The organism is Bradyrhizobium sp. SZCCHNRI2009, assembly GCF_032485115.1.
In the GTDB taxonomy this organism is placed as follows: Bacteria; Pseudomonadota; Alphaproteobacteria; order Rhizobiales; family Xanthobacteraceae; genus Bradyrhizobium.
The window spans coordinates 1069309-1085695 of sequence record NZ_JAUEUH010000001.1; the positions used below are offsets into that span (position 1 = coordinate 1069309).

14 protein-coding genes and 1 pseudogene are annotated in these 16387 nt (G+C 64.4%); 9 read left to right on the top strand and 6 right to left on the bottom strand.

Annotated elements, in window-relative coordinates; all coding sequences use genetic code 11:
* The 9 genes and pseudogenes from QX041_RS04815 (at window position 1) to QX041_RS04855 (ending at window position 11333) form a co-directional block, all read left to right on the top strand.
* Complete coding sequence (locus QX041_RS04815) at window positions 1-2190, top strand: hybrid sensor histidine kinase/response regulator (protein WP_315827371.1); 2190 nt, start codon at window positions 1-3, stop codon at window positions 2188-2190.
* Window positions 2187-2549 (top strand): Hpt domain-containing protein, encoded by a 363-nt coding sequence (locus QX041_RS04820; RefSeq protein ID WP_315749694.1) that lies wholly within the window; start codon window positions 2187-2189, stop codon window positions 2547-2549. Before QX041_RS04815 ends, QX041_RS04820 begins: the two co-directional genes overlap by 4 nt.
* Window positions 2550-2712: 163 nt before the next feature.
* The gene (locus QX041_RS04825) at window positions 2713-3486 is read left to right on the top strand and encodes a motility protein A (protein WP_315714499.1); all 774 of its coding nucleotides are present in this window, start codon (window positions 2713-2715) and stop codon (window positions 3484-3486) included.
* Window positions 3487-3522: 36 nt separating this feature from the next.
* On the top strand, window positions 3523-4353 hold the full coding sequence (locus QX041_RS04830) for a flagellar motor protein MotB (RefSeq protein ID WP_315714498.1): 831 nt from the start codon (window positions 3523-3525) through the stop codon (window positions 4351-4353).
* A 279-nt stretch (window positions 4354-4632) separates the two neighbouring features.
* Window positions 4633-6531 (top strand): annotated as a pseudogene (locus QX041_RS04835) (potassium transporter Kup).
* Between the two features lie 151 nt (window positions 6532-6682).
* Entirely contained in the window at window positions 6683-8605 is a 1923-nt protein-coding gene (locus QX041_RS04840; protein ID WP_315749695.1) for a potassium transporter Kup, read from the top strand.
* A 108-nt stretch (window positions 8606-8713) separates the two neighbouring features.
* Window positions 8714-9043 carry a rhodanese-like domain-containing protein gene (locus QX041_RS04845; RefSeq protein WP_315714496.1) on the top strand — a complete coding sequence of 110 codons (330 nt, stop codon included), beginning with the start codon at window positions 8714-8716 and terminating at the stop codon, window positions 9041-9043.
* A 9-nt stretch (window positions 9044-9052) separates the two neighbouring features.
* The gene (locus tag QX041_RS04850) at window positions 9053-10216 is read left to right on the top strand and encodes an aminotransferase (protein ID WP_315714495.1); all 1164 of its coding nucleotides are present in this window, start codon (window positions 9053-9055) and stop codon (window positions 10214-10216) included.
* Window positions 10217-10226: 10 nt separating this feature from the next.
* Complete coding sequence (locus QX041_RS04855) at window positions 10227-11333, top strand: polyamine ABC transporter substrate-binding protein (protein ID WP_316164587.1); 1107 nt, start codon at window positions 10227-10229, stop codon at window positions 11331-11333.
* 134 nt (window positions 11334-11467) lie between these two features.
* On the opposite strand, the gene QX041_RS04860 is transcribed toward QX041_RS04855, so the two are convergent.
* From QX041_RS04860 to QX041_RS04885, 6 genes are all read right to left on the bottom strand, one after another.
* A complete protein-coding gene (locus QX041_RS04860) occupies window positions 11468-11845 on the bottom strand; it encodes a VOC family protein (RefSeq protein ID WP_315714493.1) in 378 nt (125 codons plus the stop codon).
* A gap of 158 nt (window positions 11846-12003) precedes the next feature.
* Window positions 12004-12936 (bottom strand): lipid A biosynthesis lauroyl acyltransferase, encoded by a 933-nt coding sequence (locus QX041_RS04865; protein WP_316164588.1) that lies wholly within the window; start codon window positions 12934-12936, stop codon window positions 12004-12006.
* Window positions 12937-12952: 16 nt separating this feature from the next.
* Complete coding sequence (locus QX041_RS04870; RefSeq protein ID WP_409977896.1) at window positions 12953-14227, bottom strand: beta-ketoacyl-ACP synthase; 1275 nt, start codon at window positions 14225-14227, stop codon at window positions 12953-12955.
* Window positions 14228-14265: 38 nt separating this feature from the next.
* Window positions 14266-15471, bottom strand: a complete 1206-nt coding sequence (locus tag QX041_RS04875; RefSeq protein ID WP_315714491.1) for a beta-ketoacyl-ACP synthase — start codon at window positions 15469-15471, stop codon at window positions 14266-14268.
* Window positions 15468-15938, bottom strand: a complete 471-nt coding sequence (locus QX041_RS04880; protein ID WP_315714490.1) for a 3-hydroxyacyl-ACP dehydratase FabZ family protein — start codon at window positions 15936-15938, stop codon at window positions 15468-15470. Before QX041_RS04880 ends, QX041_RS04875 begins: the two co-directional genes overlap by 4 nt.
* A 9-nt stretch (window positions 15939-15947) precedes the next feature.
* Window positions 15948-16229, bottom strand: a complete 282-nt coding sequence (locus QX041_RS04885) for an acyl carrier protein (RefSeq protein WP_006609130.1) — start codon at window positions 16227-16229, stop codon at window positions 15948-15950.
* Window positions 16230-16387: the final 158 nt, after the last annotated feature.

A 16387-nucleotide genomic window follows, 5' to 3' on the forward strand; every position in this document is an offset into this window, starting at 1 on the left:
ATGCGCAGGCTGATATCGAAATCCGGGCCGTTGTTCGGGCGGCTCGACCGGACCGTCGACAAGATGGTTCGGCTGATCGGACATTTCGGCAGCGCCGCGATCGGCCTCTCGGCGATCGCCCTGGTGTGGGCCGGCATCTTCTACACCATCTCTGAAGAGTATACGCGCACCGAGCAGTCGGCGCTTAAGAACGGCGCCAATCTGGCCCGCGCGTTCGAGGAGCAGATCATCCGCTCGATCCGCGCGGCAGATCAGACCTTGCTCTACGTCCGCGACTCCTATGCCAGGGACCCGCACAACTTCGACATGTCGCTATGGTCGAAGAACAGCCAGTTCCTGTCCGACTTCTCGTTTCAGGTCGTCGTGATCGGCAAGGACGGCATCATGCTGTCCAGCAACATCGATCCGAAGATGCGGGGCCTCGACCTGCGCGACCGCGAGCACTTCCGCGTTCATGCCGACGGCAAGGATGATTTTCTCTTCATCAGCAAGCCGATCTTCGGCCGTGTCTCCAACAAATGGTCGATCCAGTTGACCCGCCGCATCATCATGCCGGACGGTTCGTTCGGCGGCGTCGTGGTGGTCTCGCTCGACCCCGAATATCTGTCGAGCTTCTACAATTCGGTCGATCTCGGCAAGAAGGGCAATGTCACACTGCTCGGTCTCGACGGCATCGTGCGCGCACGGGCCTCTGCGGGTCCAGGGGGCGTCGGATCCTCGCTCGCCGGCAGCCCGGTGATGAGCGCCATTCAGCACAGAAGCAGCGGCTTCTACACCTTCAAAAGTCTGATCGACGGCGTCACGCGCATCTACTCGTTCCAGCGCATCAAGGATCTGCCGCTGGTGGTCATCGTCGGTCAGGCCTCCGAGGAGATCTTCAGCGCCTTCAAGCTCAACCGCGATCGTGATCTGCTGGTCGGAGCGTTGCTGACGGTGGTCATCGGCATCATCACGATCCTGATTGCGCGCTATCAGGCGGGGCTTGCCGCCTCGCGTGATGCCGCCGAGGCAGGTACGCGGGCGCGCTCCGAATTCCTGGCGATGATGAGCCATGAGATACGCACGCCGATGAACGGCGTCATCGGCCTTGCCGATCTCTTGCTGTCGGCGGACCTCGCGCCGGAGCAGCGCAAGATCGCGACCACCTTGCGCGAGTCGGCCGACTATCTGTTGCAGCTGCTCAACGACGTCCTCGATTTCTCCAAGCTCGATGCCGATCGTCTGGAGATCGAGCACATCGAGTTCGACCTGCACCGGTCGGTGACGGCGACCGCCGAGCTGCTGGTGTCCCGCGCCAAGGAAAAGGGTCTGCAGCTGACCACCTCGATCGCGCCGGAAGTGCCGAACTACGTGGTCGGCGATCCCGCGCGATTGCGCCAGGTGCTGTTCAACCTGGTCGGCAATGCGCTCAAATTCACCGAATCGGGCGGCGTCCATATCGATGTCCGTGCCGAGAACCTTGCCGGGCCGCACCTGACGCTGGTGTTCTCGATCGCCGATACCGGCGTCGGCATTCCCGCAGACGCCGTCAGCCGGCTGTTCAAGCAGTTCTCGCAGGTCGACAATTCCATCTCGCGCCGCTTTGGCGGCACCGGCCTGGGGCTCGCAATCTGCAAGCGCCTCGTCACCTGCATGGGCGGCGACATCACGGTGCAGAGCAAGGTGGGGGAGGGAAGCACCTTCACCTTCTCGATCCAGGTCCAGACGCAGCCGGACGTCGAGCAGGTGAGCGCGCCCGAGGCGACCATCGTGCCGGTTGGTGAGACGATCGCCGAGGAACGTCCGGGCAGCCTCGAGCCGCTGAAGATCCTCGTTGCCGAGGACAATCTGACCAATCAGTTCGTCATCAAGAAGCTCCTGGACAAGCTCGGTCACCGCTACGACATCGTCGAGAACGGAACCCAGGCGATCGCGGCCGTGCAGAGGCAGGCCTACGATCTCGTGCTGATGGACATGATGATGCCCGAGATGGACGGGCTGACGGCGACGCGGATGATCCGCTCGCTGCCGCCGCCCGCCCAGGACATCTACATTGTTGCCCTGACGGCCAACGCCACCAGCCAGGATCATCTGGCTTGCACGGACGCCGGCATGAACGACTTCGTGACCAAGCCGGTCACGCGCGATCGACTGAATGCCGCTCTGCTTCGCGCGGCCGCTGCTACACACAAGGAAAGGCTTGTCGCATGACCGACTGGGTGCAATTCGACGAATCCGTCTATCAGATCCTGGTCTCCGAGCTCGGCGAAGAGGATGCGCTGGAGGTCCTGCGCACGTTCCTCGACGATACGTCCGGAAAGTTCGGCACGCTTGCGGCCAAGTTCGAGGATCGCCTCGAACTGAGGCGTGAGGCGCATTCGATCAAGAGCTCGTCGGCGACGTTCGGTTTCTCGGCGCTGTCGCGCCTGTCGCGCGAACTCGAGGTGGGATCGGCGACGATGGAGCCGGCGCAGATGCTGGAGATGGTCCACAAGATGCAGCGATCATTCGATCAGTCGGCCGTCTTCGCCGCGGCGAACCTGCTCAAGTCCGGATCCTCAGCCGCTTGAGCGAGTCGGCGTGGTCTGCGGCGCTGCTGTTTACGTTTCATTATGCCTACCGAATTCAGTAACTCGTCCTTAATGGCGGACATCTAGTCTCGTGACATGCGGTCCAGAAGCACCGCGTCGGTCCGGCAGGGTCGTGGTTTGCGTACGCGGGTGGAGTTGACTCATGGATATTATGACGAGTGCGGGGCTCGTGGCTGGCGTGATCGTCATCGCGACGATGATGCTGCTGGGCGGCGATCTCGAGATGTTCGTCAGCGAGCACGCCGCAATCATCATCTTCGGCGGTTCGATCGCAGCCACCATGATTCGCTTCCCGCTGGGCGTTATGCTGCACGGCGTTCCGCTTGGAATGAAGTACGCTTTCACCATGAGCCGTCTGTCGGCCCGCGAGCTCGTCGACGAGCTCGCCCGCATTGCCGAGATCGCGCGCAAGCAGGGCCCGGTCGGCCTGGAAAAGGTCGAGACCGACGAGCCGTTCCTCGCCAAGGGAATCCGCTACGTGGCCGACGGCTACGACCTCGAATTCATCCGCGACAATCTCGAGCGTGACCGCGACAATTTCCTGATGCACCTCGACGAAGGCAGCAAGATCTATCGCGCCATCGGCGACTGCGCCCCGGCGTTCGGCATGGTCGGCACGCTGATCGGCATGGTGCAGATGTTCGCCAACATGACCGACCCCTCGAAGCTCGGCCCGTTCATGGCGACCGCGCTGCTCGCGACCCTGTACGGCGCGTTGGTGTCGAACCTGATCTGTCTGCCGATCGCCGACAAGCTGCATGGCAAGCTGCTGGACGAGGAAACCAACCGGACGCTGATCATCGACGGAATCCTGATGATCCGCGACTCCAAGAGCCCCGCCCTGGTCCGCGAAATGCTCCTGGCCTATCTGCCTGAGAAGCATCGCCACGCCGAAGGCGAGCCCGTGCCGGCCTGATCGGCTGCGGCGGGGCGATCCGGGGTGGGGTAGGCAATGGCCAAGAAGAAGAGGGGCGATGCGCATGGCGGCGGTCACGGCTGGTTCGTGACCTTTGCCGACCTGATGGGACTTCTGGTCAGCTTCTTCGTGATGCTGGTCGCGTTCTCGACCATGGACAACAACAAGCTGAAAGTCGTCGCAGGCTCGATGCGCGACGCCTTCGGCGTGCAGTCCGAGTCGCGCTATTCGGGCATCGTGGAATCCGACGGCCTGCCGACCCGGCCGAAGCTCAAGAACGCCGCCCACATCTCGCCGGAGGAGACCGCGCGCGAGCCCAGCCCCGAGCAGGAGGAGCGCCAGCATACCAATGGCGCCAAGCTGAAGATCGATCGCCAGTTCGCGCTGGCGTCTGCCTCGCTGCGTCAGGCGCTGCAGGACATGCCGGAGATGACCGAGATCTCCAAGCACATCATGTTCGAAGAGACCAAGCAGGGGCTCAACCTGGAGATCGTCGACCAGGACGGGCGGTCGATGTTCGCGGATGGCTCGAAGGTGCCCTTCGACCGCACGCGACGCCTGATCGAGAAGCTGGCCGCACCGCTCAAGGCGACACCGCTTCGGGTCCAGATCACCGGGCACACGGCCGCCGGCTTCGTTCCCGCCCGGAGCGATTATGATGGTTTCGACCTGTCGGCGGACCGCGCCAACGCAGTACGCCAGATCCTGGAGCGGGAAGGGTTGCCGGCGAGCCACATCTACGCGGTCTCCGGCAAGGCGGATAGCCAGCCACTGTTCCCGGACGATCCCTCGCTGGCCGCCAACCGCCGCGTGACGATCACCTTGATGCGGGAAGACCCGCCATTGCCGCCCGATCTGAAGCCGTAGCCGGGACGCTTTGCCTCCCGCATCATATTGCCGCACGGGCGCCTGCGAACGGCAACGAAGAGCATCAGCAGCCACTTGATTCGCCTGAGGCAGATCCGACATCTGCCTCAGGATGCTTGGGCTAAAGGCACTTGCCGCGATGCGGCATGCGACATCTGTGTCAGCCGTGCCGTTTGGTTGCGGGCTGGGAACATAGGTCTGCTTACGGTAGAGACTTGACCTGCGAACGGTCTACGTTCACACGCGCCGGGCCAAACAGGGAAGATGCGTTCCGAGCACATGACGGCCAGCGCGACATCGACCGAAGGACAGGACACCGCGAGCACGTCGGGGTTCTGGGGGCTGACGCTAGGCAGCATCGGCGTGGTGTTCGGAGACATCGGCACCTCGCCCCTCTACGCCTTTCGCGAGGCCGCGCACGGCGCTGCTCAGGGGCACCCGGTGTCGCGGATCATCGTGCTCGGCGTGCTCTCGCTGATCCTCTGGTCGCTGTTCATCGTGGTGACAGCCAAATACGTCCTGCTGCTGCTCCGCGCCGACAATAACGGCGAGGGCGGAACGCTGTCGCTGATGGCGCTCGGACAGCGGGCTTTGGGTCGGCGCAGCCTGTTCCTGATGTCGCTGGGCGTGATCGGCGCTTCGATGTTCATCGGAGACTCGATGATCACACCGGCGATCTCGGTGTTGTCGGCGGTCGAAGGCCTCAAGCTCGCCGCGCCTGCGCTCGAGCATTATGTCGTGCCGCTGACCGTGTTCATCCTGGTCGTGCTGTTCGCGGTCCAGAGCAAGGGGACGGCGCGCGTCGCCTCCGCCTTCGGCCCGGTCATGGTCACGTGGTTCACCGCCCTCGCCGTGATGGGGCTGGTCCACATCCGCGACGACCCCTCGGTGCTCGCGGCGATCAATCCCTACTATGCGGTGCAGTTTCTGCTCTCGCACGGCACGATCGGCCTGGTCACCCTGGGCGCGGTGTTCCTCGCGGTCACCGGCGGCGAGGCGCTCTATGCAGATCTCGGTCATTTCGGCCGCAAGCCGATCCAGTCGGCCTGGCTGTTCTTCGTGCTTCCGGCGCTGCTGATCAACTATTTCGGGCAGGGCGCCCTGGTGCTGTCCGATCCGGCCGCGATCGAGAATTCGTTCTACCGGATGGTGCCTGAACTGTTGCTGCTGCCGCTGGTGGTGCTGGCCACCGCCGCGACTGTCATCGCGAGCCAGGCCGTGATCACGGGCGCATATTCGCTGGTCAGCCAGGCGGTCCAGCTCGGTCTGCTGCCGCGTTTCGAGGTGCGCTATACGTCGGAGAGCCATGCCGGCCAGATCTATCTGCCGCGGGTCAACCGGCTGCTGCTGATCGGCGTGCTGCTGCTGGTCCTGCTGTTCCGGACCTCGAGCAATCTCGCCTCCGCCTACGGCATCGCAGTGTCCACCACCATGGTCGCCGACGGCATCATGGGCTTCGTGGTGATCTGGAAGCTGTGGAACTTGCGTGCGGCCGTGGCGGCTGCCGTGATCGCTCCCTTCGTCATCGTCGATATGACCTTCTTCAGCGCCAACCTGCTGAAGCTCCTCGAAGGAGCCTGGGTTCCGCTGCTGTTCGGTGCCGCGATGGTCGTGACGATCTGGACCTGGCGGCGTGGTTCGGCGATCTTGGTGCTCAAGACGCGCAAGATCGAGGTTCCGCTGGATGACCTGATCACCAGCCTGGAGAAGAGGCCTCCTCACATCGTCAAGGGCACGGCGGTGTTTCTCACGAGCGATCCGACCTCGGTGCCGACCGCATTGCTGCACAATCTCAAGCACAACAAGGTGCTGCACGAGCACAACGTGATCCTGACCATCGAGACCGCACAGACGCCGCGGGTCGATGTCTCGGAGCGCGTGCGCATGGAGAAGATCAGCGAGAAGTTTTCCAAGGTGCGGCTGCGCTTCGGATTCATGGAATCCCCGAATGTACCGCGCGCGCTCGCGGTGGCGCGCAAGCTCGGCTGGCAGTTCGACATCATGTCGACGTCGTTCTTCGTCTCGCGCCGCTCGTTGAAGCCATCGTCCCAGTCGGGCATGCCGGCCTGACAGGACCATCTCTTCATTGGTCTGAGTCGGTCGGCCAACGACGCCACGGACTATTTCCAGATTCCCACGGGCCGGGTCGTCGAGGTGGGTACCCAGGTAACGATTTGATCGGTTGGTCTTCCCTGATGTCTCATGTATGCCTAAATGCATGGCTGAGGCGCATTCCCGACAGGTCCGTCGCAACGCGCTGCCGCTATAAGCCGCGCGCTCTGCCGCGTTGTGCAGTGAAGCATTAACGAGTCCTCGAGGGGGCTACCCCATGACAGTCGACGTCGCAGCTACGCCCGCGGAAGCGCCGGCGACCAACGGGCATGGCAACGCCCATTCCACGGCGAGCTTCGCGGCGCTGACACTGGGAAGCATCGGTGTCGTCTATGGCGACATCGGCACCAGCCCGCTGTACGCGTTGCGCGAAGCGGTCATGGCTGCGAGCAGCAGCGGCGAACCTGCGCCTCACGCCGTGATGGGGGTGATCTCGCTCATCCTGTGGGCTCTCATCGTCGTCGTGACCCTCAAATACGTCGTGATCCTGCTGCGCGCCGACAACCACGGCGAGGGCGGCACCCTGGCGCTGATGGCGCTCGCCCAGCGCGCGGTCACACGCGGCGCCAGCGTCATCGTTCTGCTCGGTATCGTCAGCGGCGCGCTGTTCTATGGCGACGCGGTGATCACGCCGGCCCTGTCCGTCCTGTCGGCGATCGAGGGCATCAAGCTGGTGACGGCGGCGTTCGATCCCTACGTCGTGCCGCTCACGGTCATCATCCTGGTCATGCTGTTCGCGGTCCAGGTGCGCGGCACGGCCAAGGTGGCGGCGTTCTTCGGCCCGATCATGCTGATCTGGTTCCTGGTGATCGGGATCGCGGCGTTGCCGCCGATCCTGCACCATCCGGAGGTGCTGTGGGCGATCAACCCGCTGCATGCCGTGACCTTCATGCTGCATCACGGGATCATCGGCTTCATCACGCTCGGCGCGGTGTTCCTGGCCGTCACCGGCGCCGAGGCGCTGTATGCCGACCTCGGCCATTTCGGCAAGCGGCCGATCCAGACCGCCTGGCTGTTCATCGTGCTGCCGTCGCTGGCGCTCAACTATCTGGGGCAGGGGGCGCTGGTGATCGCCGACGCGAAGGCGATCGAGAACCCGTTCTTCCTGATGTTCCCGGATTGGGCGCTGATCCCGATGGTCGCGCTCGCCACCATGGCGACCGTCATCGCGAGCCAGGCCGTCATCACCGGTGCCTATTCGCTGACCCGGCAGGCGATCCAGCTCGGCCTGCTGCCGCGCTTCGAGATCCGTCACACCTCCGAAGCGCATTCGGGCCAGATCTACATTCCGCGCATCAACAAGCTGCTGCTGATCTCCGTCATGCTGCTCGTGCTGATGTTCAAGTCGTCCAGCGCGCTGGCCTCGGCCTACGGCATCTCGGTCACCGGCACCATGGTCGTGACGGCCATGATGGGCTTCGTCGTGATCTGGAAGGTCTGGCGGTGGTCGCCGTTCGCGGCCGCCGCGCTGATTGCGCCGTTCCTGTTCCTGGACCTGACCTTCCTGGCGGCGAACCTCCTGAAGGTGTTCGAAGGCGGCTGGGTGCCGCTGGCGCTGGGCGGCTTCGTGATGACGCTGATGTACACGTGGCGGCGCGGCAGCCGGCTCTTGTTCGACAAGTCGCGCAAGCTCGAATTCCCGCTCGCCGATCTCGTGACCATGCTTGAGAAGCGTCCGCCGCAGCGGGTGGCCGGTACGGCCGTGTTCCTGACCAGCGATCCCTTGAGCGCGCCGACCGCGCTGATGCACAGCCTCAAGCACTACAAGGTGCTGCACGAAAAGAACGTGATCCTGACGATCGAGACCGCGCCGACGCCGCGCATCGAGCCGTCCGAACGCGTTCGCCTCGAGCAGATCAGTCCGACGTTTTCCAAGGTGACGTTGCGCTTCGGCTTCATGGAATCGCCCAACGTGCCGCGCGCCCTGGCGATCGCGCGCAAGCTCGGCTGGCAGTTCGACATCATGTCGACCTCGTTCTTCCTGTCGCGCCGTGCGCTGAAGCCGGCTGCGCATTCAGGCATGCCGCGCTGGCAGGATCACCTGTTCATCTCGATGAGCCGCTCCGCCAACGATGCGACCGACTATTTCCAGATCCCGAGCGGGCGGGTGGTGGAGGTCGGCACCCAGGTCACGATCTGAGCTCGAGACCCATCCCGTCAGCGTGCCGAAGCGCTTGATTTTCGCAGCGTCTGGGGTGAGTTTGGCGGCCGGATCAGGGCCGATACGGCCCCGCTGAAGGCTTGGAGGATGGGCGTGGCTGTTGTGCACGATTTGACCCCGCAGGACGTGGCCCAGGGGATCGCGGAAGGGCGAATTCTTCTGGTTGACGTGCGCGAGCCGAATGAAGTTTCCGCGGAAGCCTATCCCGACGGCGTCGTCGTTCCGCTGTCGGGCTTCGACCCGAAGCTGATCCCGGATCCCCAAGGCAAGGACGTCGTGTTCGCCTGCCGCTCCGGCAAGCGCTCGGTGACGGCATCGCTCGCCGCGCAGGCCGCCGGGCTGCCCTACGACAAGCATCTCCAGGGCGGTATGCTCGGCTGGAAGGCGGCCGGCCTGCCGACCAGGACCGGCGGCTGACAGGCGATCATGATCTCGCAGAACAAGGTCTTCGCCGACCTGCCCGTCACCATTTTCGAGCAGATGTCGCAGCTCGCGCGCGACAACGACGCCATCAATCTGGGGCAGGGCTTTCCCGACGATCCGGGCCCGGAGGATATCCGCCGCGCCGCAGCCGACGCGGTGCTCAACGGCTATAATCAGTATCCGTCGATGATGGGCCTGCCGGAGCTGCGCCAGGCCATCGCCGCGCACTACAAGCACTGGCACAAGCTCGATCTCGATCCGATGAGCGAGGTCATGGTCACCTCCGGCGGCACCGAAGCGCTGACGTCGGCGATCCTGTCGGTGGTCGAGCCGGGCGACGAGGTGATCTGCTTTCAGCCGGTCTATGATTCCTATCTGCCGATCATCCGCCAGGCCGGCGGCATTCCGCGCCTCGTCCGCCTCGAGCCGCCGCATTGGCGGCTCTCGGAGGAGATGCTGCGGCAGGCGTTCTCACCAAAGACCAAGGCGGTACTGTTCAACAACCCGCTCAACCCGGCCGCGGTGGTCTACCCGCGCGAGGACCTCGAGCTGTTGGCACGCTTCTGCCAGGAGTTCGACGCGGTCGCGATCTGCGACGAGGTGTGGGAGCACGTCGTGTTCGACGGCCGCGCGCACATTCCGCTGATCGCGATTCCCGGGATGCGCGACCGCACCATCAAGGTCGGCTCGGCAGGCAAGATCTTCTCGTTGACGGGCTGGAAGATCGGCTTCGTCTGCGCCGCGCCGCATCTGTTGCGCGTGGCCGCCAAGGTGCATCAATTCCTGACCTTCACGACCGCGCCGAACCTGCAGGTCGCGGTCGCCTACGGCCTCGGCAAGTCGGACGACTATTTCGTCAACATGCGCAGCGAGCTTGCGCGCAGCCGCGACCGGCTCACGGCCGGTCTCGAAAGCCTGGGCTTTCCCGTGCTGAAGGCGCAGGGAACCTACTTCCTGACCGTCGACCTTTCGCCGCTCGGCCTCAACGAGACCGACGAGCAGTTCTGCCGCCGTATCGTCCACGACTACAAGGTGGCCGCCATCCCGGTGTCGGCGTTCTACGAGACGGATGCCGTGACCTCCGTGGTGCGGTTCTGCTTTGCCAAGAAGGACGCAACCCTGGATACGGCGCTGGAGCGCCTGTCGGACGCCATCCACCGGCGCTAGGAGACAAGTGATGACGCGCGGCTGCATGGGTTCGGCTCTGGCGCTGGCCGTCGCGGCGTTGACGCTTTCCGTACCGGCGGGGCGCGCCGAGGAGCGCGTCGTCAACTTCTACAACTGGTCGAACTACATGGCGCCCGGTGTCCTTGACGACTTCACCAAGGAGACCGGCATCAAGGTGGTCTACGACACGTTCGACGCCAACGAGACCCTGGAGACGCGGCTGCTCGCCGGCAAATCCGGCTACGACGTCGTGGTGCCGACCGCGTACTTCCTACAGCGCCAGATCAAGGCAAAAATCTTCCAGCCGCTCGACAAGTCGAAGCTGCCGAATCTCGCCAATGCCTGGCCTGTCGTGACCGAGCGTCTCGCCACCTACGATCCCGGCAATCAGTTCGCCGTCAACTACATGTGGGGCACGACCGGGATCGGCTACAACGTCAAGGCGGTCGAGAAGATCCTGGGTCCCGGCGCGCGCATCGACAGCTGGGACATGGTGTTCAAGCCGGAGAACCTCGCCAAGTTCAAGGATTGCGGAGTCCACATGCTGGATTCCGCCGACGACATCTTTCCGGCGGCGCTGAACTATCTCGGCATCGACCCGAACTCGACCAGGCAGGCCGACCTGGAGAAGGCGGCCGAGGCGGTCGGCAAGGTCGCGCCATCGGTGCGCAAGTTTCATTCGTCGGAATATCTGAGCGCGCTCGCCACCGGCGAGATCTGCCTCGTCGTCGGTTGGTCCGGCGATATCATGCAGGCGAGGAGCCGTGCCGAGGAAGCGAAGAACGGCGCCGAGATCGGCTATGCGATCCCGAAAGAGGGGGCGCAGATGTTCTTCGACAATTTTGCGATTCCCGCCGACGCCCCGCACGTGGCTGAGGCGTATGCGCTGATCAACTACCTCTACCGCCCGGAGGTCGCCGCCAAGAACTCGGACTTCCTGTCCTATGCCAACGGCAACCTGGCCAGCCAGAAGCTGATCGACCCGAAGATCCTTGGCGACAAGAACATCTATCCGGACGACGCGACCTTGAAGAAGCTGTTCGTCATCACCGCACGTGAGCCGGCGACGCAGCGGATCATCAACCGGCTCTGGACCAAGGTGAAGACGGGCAGGTGATGACTCCCGTCATTCCGGGATGGTGCGCAAGCACCAGACCCGGAATCTCGAGATTCCGGGTTCGATGCTGCGCATCGCCCCGGAATGACGAGACTTGATCGCTTGGTTTGATCTGACAAATCGGTTGAGATCGATCACGTCATCCGGTGCATCGCGCAGAGCTTGTTGCCGTCGAGGTCGCGCAGGTAGGCGAGATACAGCTTGCCGGCCGAACCTTCACGAACACCAGGCGGGTTTTCGCAGGTGGTGCCGCCGGCTTCGAGCCCCGCCGCATGCCAGGCGTCGGCCTGTTCGGGCGAGCTGCAGGCAAAGCCGATGGTGCCGCCATTGGCAGGGGTCGCGGGCTGGCCGTTGATCGGCTTCGACACCGAGAAGATGCCGGTCGGTGTGATGTAGAAAATGCGGTGGCCGTCGACCCTGGCGGGGCGCACGCCCAGCGTCCCCAGCAGCTTGTCGTAGAAGGCCTTGGCCTTGTCGAGGTCGTTGGTGCCGATCATCACGTGCGAAAACATTCGCGCTTGTCCTCCCTGGAGCTTCCGAACAGCCGTCGGATACACGGCAAAGGTAGCGAGCGGCGATGGAAGAGGTAAGAGTTTTCTTCGAATGGCCCGTCAGCGGTAGAAGATGCTGCAGTCCCACTTCCTCGTGGTGGAATTTGCCCGGGCGCCGACTACCGCCAGCGCCGGTGCAGCCAGAGCCATTGCTCGGGATATTCCCGGACCCAACTCTCGACGACGTCGGTGACCGCCTGCGTCGTGCCCTGGATGTCGATCTCACCGTCGGCCGTCCGTACCGGCTTCACTTCCTCCGATACTTCGGCGCGGAAGCGATTGCCGGGAAGGCGGATGATGCGGACGCCGTGCACGGGGCATTCGACCTGGCGTAACAGACGGGCCAGCATCGGATTGGCGCGGGTCTTGCGGCCGAAGAAGGTGACCTCCACGCCGCCGGTCAGGTACTGATCGACCAGCATGGCGACGTGCTGGCCGTTCTTGAGCGCCTGTGCCAGCCGCAGCGGCGCATCGCGGCCGGCCGGGACGAGTGTGCCCATCTTGACCTGCCGTATCTCCTGGATGATGCGGTCGGCGGCGGCGATGTTGGGTCGACGATAAAGGATCGCCGTATCGAGCTTATGGGCGACCGCCGCCAGCGCCGGCATCTCCCAATTGGCGAGATGGCTGGCAAAGATCAGGGCTGGCTTGCCGTCGAGACGGAGCTGATGAAACAGCTCATGGGTGCGCGGCGACAGCTCGATCCGGCTGCGCTCGGGATGCGCCTCGTCGTAATCCCAGATCTTGTCGAGATGGGCGAACTCGGCGCCGACGCGGCCGAGATTGTCCCACACGCCGGCGAGGATTCTCTCGATCTCCTCGGGCGATTTCTCCGGGAAGGCCGCGGTGAGATTGTCGCGACCAATGCGCTGCTCGCGCAGACGTGGCCCGATCATCTGCGCAATGCGCGCGAAGCGGTCGGCCGTCTTCTGCGGGTCGAAATAGCGCGTGGTCCTGAGCATTCCGACCGTCAGCGCGCCGACGGCGGAAGCCCCGGCCGACTTCACGGCTCGGCGGATCACGAGCTTGGTCCGGAGGGGCAGGAGACTCATCGATGGCAGCGGCGGATCAGGCCGGTTCGCGCGTCAGGATCAGCGAGGCGTTCTGGCCGCCGAAGCCGAACGAATTCGACATCACGGTGGTGACGCGCGCATCGCGGGCCTTGTTGCCGACGACGTCGAACAGGATCGCGGGATCCGGAATGTCGTAGTTGATGGTCGGCGGAATGCGCTGATGCTCGAGCGTCTGCAGCGAGAAGATCGCCTCGACCGCGCCGGCTGCCGAGATCGTGTGGCCGACCATCGACTTGTTCGACGACACTGGAATCTTGCTGGTGTGCTCGCCGAACACGGCGGAGACGCCGACATATTCCATCTTGTCGTTCTCGGGCGTGGCGGTGCCGTGGGCATTGATATGGTCGATCTGCTCAGGGGCCATGCCGGCATCGGCGAGCGCCTTGCGGATGCAGCCGATGATCGGCTTGCCGTCCGGCGAGGAACGGGTGCGGTGGAAGGAGTCGGTCAGCTCGCCGCAGCCAGCGACGACGCCGAGGATCTTGGCGCCGCGCGCCACGGCCGCGTCGTAGCTTTCCAGCACCAGCGCGCCGGCGCCCTCGGCCATCACGAAGCCATCGCGGTTCTTGGAAAACGGCTTGGAGGCGGCCTGCGGCGGGTCGTTCTGGGTCGACAGCGCCGACAGCAGCGAGAAGCGCACGAGCCCTTCCGGATTGACCGAGCCTTCGGTGGCGGCGCATAGCGCGACGTCAGTCTCACCGCGTCGGATGGCTTCGACGCCGAGCTGGATCGCGGTCGCGCCGGAGGCGCAGGCGGTCGACAGCGAGATCGGCGAGCCCTTGGTGCCGAAGGTGTCGGACAGCGAATCGGCGACCGAGCCGAACAGGAAGCGGTGGTGATAGTTGACGAACTTGCCGCCGCCGCAGACCTTCAGCAGGTCGTCATAGGTGAACTGAGTGCCGCCTACCTCGTGCGCGAGCTCCAGACGCTGGGGCCACTCGATCTCGACCGGCGCCACGGCGAGAAACAGCGGGCCCGGAAAATCGCCCTTGCTGCCGATTCCAGCCTGCGCGATGGCTTCCTCGACAGCCATGTGACCGAGCCGCTCGGACAGTCCCGTCGACGTGAACGGCGCCACGGGGACGAAATCGACCGTGCCGGCCATGGTCGTCTTCAAGCCGTCGATCGGAAACCGCGTGATGGTGCGGATTCCGGACTCGCCGGCCACGAGCTTGTTCCAGTTATCGGACTTGCCGGCCCCAAGGGAGGTGACGATGCCCATCCCGGTCACGACCACGATGGGGCGTCCAAACTTGTCGCGTACACTCATGATGTCCCCCGTCGTGTCTTCTTAAGGCCGTGCCGCGTTCACTTGACTGCTTCGACCAAGGCCATGCCTTCGCCGCGGTAATGGCCGGCGCCGACCACCACGATCTGGGCCGGAGCATCCTTCATGTCGGTCTCCACGCCCGAGGCGTCACCCGGCGCGAACAGCGCGCCGCGCGAGATCGAGAGCGCAGCGAGCGCGAGACCGAGCGCGAACTGCGCCTCCATCGAATGGCCGAAGCGGGTCCCGCTCGAGCGCACCGCGAACGCCTTGTGATGGTCGAGGAATGCGCGCTCCTCCGACGTCACCGGCTCGGCGCCGGTCGCGCCGGTGATGATGGCGCCGGGGGCCTCGTGGACGTCGAGCGCCGACCACAGACGGTCCAGCGTTCCCGTCACCGCGCCTGCCTCCTTGCGGCGGGCGCGGTCGGCGACGACCTTGCTGAGCCGGGCCAGCGGCTTGGCGCCGCGGGCCTCGGCATGCGGCCTGGATTCCAGCACCAGGAACGCGCCGGCCGATCCGAGCGCGAAGCCCGGATGGTCCTTGCGGGACCAGACCGGCTTGAATTCGTTCTTCAGATTGTAGTCGCCGAACTCGTACAGCACGAGCAGATCCTTGCGCTCGCCATTGTGCGAGCCGCCGACCAGCGCGATGTCGCTCTGGCCGCCGGCGATGCGGGCCAAAGCGATCTTGAACGCGTCGACGCCCGCAACCTCCTCGCCCATGAAGGTGCGCGAGGTGCCGCAGACGCCGTGCGAGATCGCGATGTTGCCGGCGAGCAGGTTGGACAACTGCGCCAGGAACAGGGTCGGGCGCAGGTCGCTCATCAGCCGATCGTTCAGGAAGCCGGGCGTGCAATTGCCCTGGGCTTCCGCGTTGAGGATCGCGGTGTCGACGGAGATGTCGCGCTCACCGCCGCCCGCGGCGACGATCATGTCCATCCGCGACAGGATGTCCTTGTTGCCCTTGAGGCCGGCGGAATCCAGCGCAAGCCCGGCGGCATAGGTGCCGATGCGCTGCCACGCCTCCATCTGGCGCTGCTCCTTCTTCGGGATCTGCGCTTCCAGATTCACCTTGGCCCAGGGATGCACGATGTAGGGCGCGAAACCCTGCTCATCGACGTTGATCTGGCCGGAGTTGAGGGCGTCCCAGTTCGCATCGAGTCCCTCGCCAAGCGAGGTCGCAAGACCGATACCGGTGATCCAGACTTCGACGGGTTCGGAGGTCACGGCTGTCGTCTCACTCATCGCTGCAGGACCTGTTGCGGAAAGCCGACGCGCTCGGCGACGGCGTCCATGTGTCCGCGCAGCTCCGGATTGGGGAAGGGGACGTGACTGAAAGTGATGGTCGCATTCGAACGCAGTTTGCCGCCGACCTTCACGCGCGCTTCGGTCATGGCGTAACCGGAGCCCTCGTGCAGCACGTTGGCCTCGACGGTCAGCACCTCGCCCGGCGACACGAAGCCGCGCATCTTGGCCTCCTTGACTGCGGCAAGGAACGGCATCCGCTCGAACTTCATCAGCGCGAGCAGCAGCCAGCCCGATGTCTGCGCCATCGATTCGATCAGGAGAACGCCGGGCATGATCGGATAGCCCGGGAAATGTCCTTCGAAGATCGTGCTTTCGGTGGGGACCTTGGCTTCGACGGTGATGGTCTTCTCGTCCAGCCGAAGATCGAGAATGCGGTCGATGAGCAGGAAGTATTCGATCTGCATGGCGGGCGCTCACGCGCCCTTGGCGGCGACCAGCTCGTCGATGCGGGCGCACAGGTTCTTCAGCACGAAATACTGCTCGGTGCTGGCTTTGCCGTCGTTGACTTCCTGCGTCCACTTCTCGAGCGGCAGCTTGATCCCGAAGGCCTTGTCGATCGCAAATGCGATGTCGAGGAAATCGAGGCTGTCGATGCCCAGATCGTCGATGGCATGGCTATCCGGCGTGATCGTGTCGCGCGGGATGTCGCAGGTTTCAGCGATGATCGTGGCGACCTGATCGAATGTTGAGGACATCACTAAGCCTTTGATATTTTGGAGCTAATCCGGTAGGTGGCGACGGGAGGACACCGCGCCCCCGGGGCCGTCTGATGCGAGCCCTTCTACCCCCGTCGCCCGGGAGTCGTGTGCCCGTATATCGGAGCGACGCGGTGAGTTCAATGGAGCCGGACACG

Bases quoted from the DNA above. Each gene is read 5' to 3' on its own strand.
- QX041_RS04815 (WP_315827371.1), top strand. From the start codon at position 1: ATGCGCAGGCTGATATCGAAATCCGGGCCGTTGTTCGGGCGGCTCGAC.
- QX041_RS04820 (WP_315749694.1), top strand. From the start codon at position 2,187: ATGACCGACTGGGTGCAATTCGACGAATCCGTCTATCAGATCCTGGTC.
- QX041_RS04825 (WP_315714499.1), top strand. From the start codon at position 2,713: ATGGATATTATGACGAGTGCGGGGCTCGTGGCTGGCGTGATCGTCATC.
- QX041_RS04830 (WP_315714498.1), top strand. From the start codon at position 3,523: ATGGCCAAGAAGAAGAGGGGCGATGCGCATGGCGGCGGTCACGGCTGG.
- QX041_RS04840 (WP_315749695.1), top strand. From the start codon at position 6,683: ATGACAGTCGACGTCGCAGCTACGCCCGCGGAAGCGCCGGCGACCAAC.
- QX041_RS04845 (WP_315714496.1), top strand. From the start codon at position 8,714: ATGGGCGTGGCTGTTGTGCACGATTTGACCCCGCAGGACGTGGCCCAG.
- QX041_RS04850 (WP_315714495.1), top strand. From the start codon at position 9,053: ATGATCTCGCAGAACAAGGTCTTCGCCGACCTGCCCGTCACCATTTTC.
- QX041_RS04855 (WP_316164587.1), top strand. From the start codon at position 10,227: ATGACGCGCGGCTGCATGGGTTCGGCTCTGGCGCTGGCCGTCGCGGCG.
- QX041_RS04860 (WP_315714493.1), bottom strand. From the start codon at position 11,845: ATGTTTTCGCACGTGATGATCGGCACCAACGACCTCGACAAGGCCAAG.
- QX041_RS04865 (WP_316164588.1), bottom strand. From the start codon at position 12,936: ATGAGTCTCCTGCCCCTCCGGACCAAGCTCGTGATCCGCCGAGCCGTG.
- QX041_RS04870 (WP_409977896.1), bottom strand. From the start codon at position 14,227: ATGAGTGTACGCGACAAGTTTGGACGCCCCATCGTGGTCGTGACCGGG.
- QX041_RS04875 (WP_315714491.1), bottom strand. From the start codon at position 15,471: ATGAGTGAGACGACAGCCGTGACCTCCGAACCCGTCGAAGTCTGGATC.
- QX041_RS04880 (WP_315714490.1), bottom strand. From the start codon at position 15,938: ATGCAGATCGAATACTTCCTGCTCATCGACCGCATTCTCGATCTTCGG.
- QX041_RS04885 (WP_006609130.1), bottom strand. From the start codon at position 16,229: ATGTCCTCAACATTCGATCAGGTCGCCACGATCATCGCTGAAACCTGC.